4 protein-coding genes are annotated in these 3,825 nt (G+C 63.8%); 3 read left to right on the top strand and 1 reads right to left on the bottom strand.

Going from position 1 to position 3,825, the window contains the following annotated elements:
• Positions 1–2,049 (bottom strand): beta strand repeat-containing protein (locus A9D60_RS25230; RefSeq protein ID WP_175393044.1); only part of this gene is annotated, 2,049 nt, incomplete at its 3' end.
• A gap of 329 nt (positions 2,050–2,378) precedes the next feature.
• Here A9D60_RS25230 and A9D60_RS25225 point away from each other — a divergent pair.
• The 3 genes from A9D60_RS25225 to A9D60_RS25215 form a co-directional block, all read left to right on the top strand.
• Complete coding sequence (locus A9D60_RS25225; RefSeq protein WP_065270127.1) at positions 2,379–2,678, top strand: PAAR domain-containing protein; 300 nt, start codon at positions 2,379–2,381, stop codon at positions 2,676–2,678.
• A 208-nt stretch (positions 2,679–2,886) separates the two neighbouring features.
• On the top strand, positions 2,887–3,387 hold the full coding sequence (locus A9D60_RS25220; protein ID WP_254656799.1) for a DUF6931 family protein: 501 nt from the start codon (positions 2,887–2,889) through the stop codon (positions 3,385–3,387).
• Between the two features lie 53 nt (positions 3,388–3,440).
• On the top strand, positions 3,441–3,825 hold a 385-nt coding region (locus tag A9D60_RS25215; protein ID WP_141118064.1), incomplete at its 3' end, for an FHA domain-containing protein.

Genomic DNA, 3,825 nt, shown 5'->3' with positions numbered 1-3,825 from the left:
GCCTGCGTTCGAGGCGATGCCCTCGTTGCTCAGCGTTGTCACCGAGCCGCCGCTGGCAATCGTCAGATCACCGCTGGCGCTGTTCTCCAGGTCCGCCACCGTGCCGCCGCTCACCGTTGCGCTGCCGCTGTTTGTCAGCTCGGCAGTGCTGCCGCCGGTGACGCTGACTGTGCCGCCGTTGTCCACTGTCCCGGCAATGCCGCTGGTGGTCAGTTCCGCACCCGCTGCAACCGTCACATCGCCGCTCAGCGTGCCGGAACTGCTGGCCGTTCCCGCCAAAACGGAGGTTGTGCCGCTTACAATGCCTGCGTTGGTGAAGCTGCCCGAGGTCTCCACATTGTCGGAAATCGTGCCGCTGGCGGTGTTCCCCAGCACCCCGTCCACCGCATTGCTGAGCGTGCCGTGGCTGGTACTGATGGTGCCTGCGTTGGTGATTTCCCCGTAGGCACCATTGTCCAGCTGCGCCACCGACAGGGTTGCGCCATCCCCCACCGTGATGGTGGCAGCCGCCCCCGCCGTGCCGCTGTTGGTCAGCACCGTGCCGCTGCCCTCCAGCCGGTCGCCCTCGCCGATGCTGAGGCTGCCGCCCGCGGTATTGGTGAAGCTGTCGCCGCTGCCGTCGCCCAGGGTCAGCGTGTCGCTGCCGCCGTCCTGGGTCGAGATCGCACCTGCGTTGGTCAGCCCCTCGCCGCTGTTGTCGCTGTCGGCGTTCAGCACGCCGTCGCCGGTGAAGGTGATGCTGCCGCTGGCGGTGTTGCTGATCGCGCCGGCGTCTTCCACCGTGCCGCCGTCGCCGACGGTGATGCTGCCGCTGTTGGTCAGCGTGTTGCCGGTGCCGGTCAGCGTCGCCCCTGCCCCCAGGGTCAGAGACGCCCCGCTTTCGTTGCTGATCGTCTCCGCCTCCAGCGACCCACCGTCCCCGACAGAAACAACCCCGCTGTTGCTCAACGCGCCCGTGCCGCCGGCGGAACTGGTCACCGTCACCGCGGAACCGGCTTCCAGAACCAAGCCGCCGCTTGCGGATTCATTGGTGAGCCCGCCCACATTGGAATCGGTTGCGCTGTCAAACATCAGCAGCGCATCGGGTGAAATCGATACGGATTGCGAGGCCAGGCTGCCGGTCACAGTCAGGCTGCCGGACTGGACATCCGTTGCGCCCGTGTAGGAGTTCTCCGCCGCCAGGGTGACATCCCCGCCTGCGACAGCCAGCCCGCCAGTGCCGGAGATTTCGCCATCAACCGAGGAGGTTCCGGCGGTCAGCGTCAGACTGCCGGGGCTGAGCGCCACCGTGCCTGCACCGTTCAGGCGGGCGATGCTCTCATCACCGCCCAGAGAGACAGCGCCCTCATTGCTGAGTTCAGTTCCTGCCGCCAGCGCGCCGCCATCCGTGGAGAGACTTGCTCCGGACGCCACGCTCACGGTTTCCGATGCCAGACTGCCGGTCACAGTCAGGCTGCCTGACTGCACCGCGGTGCTGCCGGTGTAGGTATTGCTGCCTGAAAGCGTGACCTCCCCTTCGCCGACGGCTTCCATCGACAAAAGACCGCTGCCGTCCTGAATCGAACCGGAGAAGCCCGCTTCGGTGCCGCTTGCCGCGTTGATGGAGAGGGCTCCCGTGCCAGTGCTGGTGACGCCGGCCGCTGCGGAGAAGTCAGCATCCAGTGTCAGCTCCGCGCTGTCATCCAGTTGCAGCACCATATCGTCTGCCAGAACATCCCCGGCAAAACTGCCGCTGTAGGACAGACCGGCATCCGCCCCGTCCAGCACCAGCGTGCCGCCGGATAGCTGAGCCTCGGATTGAATGACCACCGAATTGGCCGTGTAGCTGGTGGTGGAGCCGTCGCCGTTTCTGAGCAGGATGGTTTCCGGTCCGCTGCCGCCAGAAATTTCAGCCGACGCAGAGCTGGAATCGGGCACTGTGCCAGCGTCCCAGTTTCCGGCTTCCCCCCAATTGGCGGTTCCATTGCCATTGGTCCAGGTCTGCGACGCCGCAGGGCAAGCCATCATCCCTGCGTAGATTGCAGTGGTTCCGAGCAGAAGAATGCGCATGTTTGAATACCGCTTTAAGATAAAAATTCAATCAGGGGTCGCAAGCAGATAGCTTTGTCAAATGCGCGCAAAATGCAATTTAAGCACGAGAAGTCAACTGAACATGGCGGGGAGATTTACAAAATATTCACCCTTCCACACGCAGGAGACGGTTGTTATGCTCCCCGCAGAATCTCCACAAGTTCTTATGATAAAATATTTATTCCAAATACAGCTCGGAAAGCAGAGCGGCCGGAGAAAAACCGCCTCGGCGCACAAGGCTTGAAAAGACGCAATCTAAAGGCGTTTAACAAAGTCCGAAGTCGGCCCGAAATCAACAGGAGATCGCAATGCCAGCGGCAACCCGCAAGGGTGACATAGGATCAGGGCACGGCTGCCACTTCCCGCCTTCCCCGGCCACGGGCTGCTCGGAAGACGTCTTCGTCAACAGCCTCGGCGCTGTGCGTCAAGGCGACGCTTATGCCGGCCACGGTTGCGGCGTCTGCCCAGCCCCTGCCCATGGGCGCAGCTTGTCCGGCGGCTCCGGGAGCGTGTTCATCAATGGCAAACCTGCAGGCCGGATCGGCGACGCCATCGATTGCGGCGGCGCAGCTGAGACGGGGTCGGGAAACGTGTCTTTCGGCGGCTGAAACCGCCGCCTCCAAGCATCGCTGCCGCACGCCTCCGCAAGCGCGGCGGGAACCCCAAACATCCGGATAACCAGACAAATTGACCCCGAACAGCCACGAAACGACGCCCCCGGCAGGGCTGCCATTCAGTGGCGGCGACGACGCGGAGAAGACGCAGCCGCCAGTATCCGCCCTGCGGTTCGACAGGCCTTACGCCCTGTATCAGAGCATGCCTCAACTCAGCCGCCTGATTCAGAACCAGCCCCAGGAGCAGGAGGACGGGCTCGCCTTTCTCATGCGGCTGCGCGCCTCAACCACACCTGAGGATGCCGTGACCTTCACTGCCTTTGCCGCGCAGCCCAAAATGGCAGTCTGGTGGGGCTACGAATGCATGCGGCTCGCAGCTGATCTGATCAGTGAGGATGACCGGCGCATGATGGAGCTGGTGGCAACCTGGACAACATACCCGGATGACGAAAACCGCTTCCGTGCGGCCCGGGCGGCACTGTACGCCCCGGTGCGCAGCCCGGCAGTGTTTCTTGGGCTGGCGGTTGCCTGGTCCGGCGGAGCGATTGCGCCGAATGACCCCGCGCCGGTGCCGGAACACCGTGCACCGCGGGCAATAAATTCCGCAGTGCTGTCCTGCCTCAGCAAGGCCGCCCTTGCGGACCGGCCGGTGCGGCTGGCGCGCTTCATTGACCTGGCCGCGCCTTTGTTCCGCACTTTCTGACCACGCCGGATGCCCGGCACGCATTTCTGAAACCACCTAATGCAGATCAGGCCATGACACTGACATTGACATTGACATTGAGACTGGAAAACTTTGACCTGCTGGAAAATGGCGGACCGGTCTGGATCACCTTGGAGGGCCACGGCGCCAGCGCCGGGCGCAACAAGTCGATGGACTGGGTGCTGCCCGACGCAACCCGGCACGTCTCCGGACATCATTTTGACATCAGTTACCGCGACGGCTGCTACTGGCTGACGGACGTGTCGACCAACGGCACATTTCTGCAGGGACAGCCGCACAGGCTGCAAGGCCCGCTTCAGCTGCGCGGCGGAGAGCGGCTGATCGCCGGCCATTATGTGATTTCCGTAGAAGCCGGCGCCGCAGCCCCCGCGGCGCAATCGCGGGCAGAAGAAGACGCCGACCCCTGGGATCTGGGTG

It is taken from the genome of Leisingera sp. JC1 (assembly GCF_001679925.1).
GTDB lineage: Bacteria > Pseudomonadota > Alphaproteobacteria > Rhodobacterales > Rhodobacteraceae > Leisingera.
Note: the sequence above shows the minus strand (reverse complement) of the source record. Positions and strands in the feature narration are given on the sequence as shown.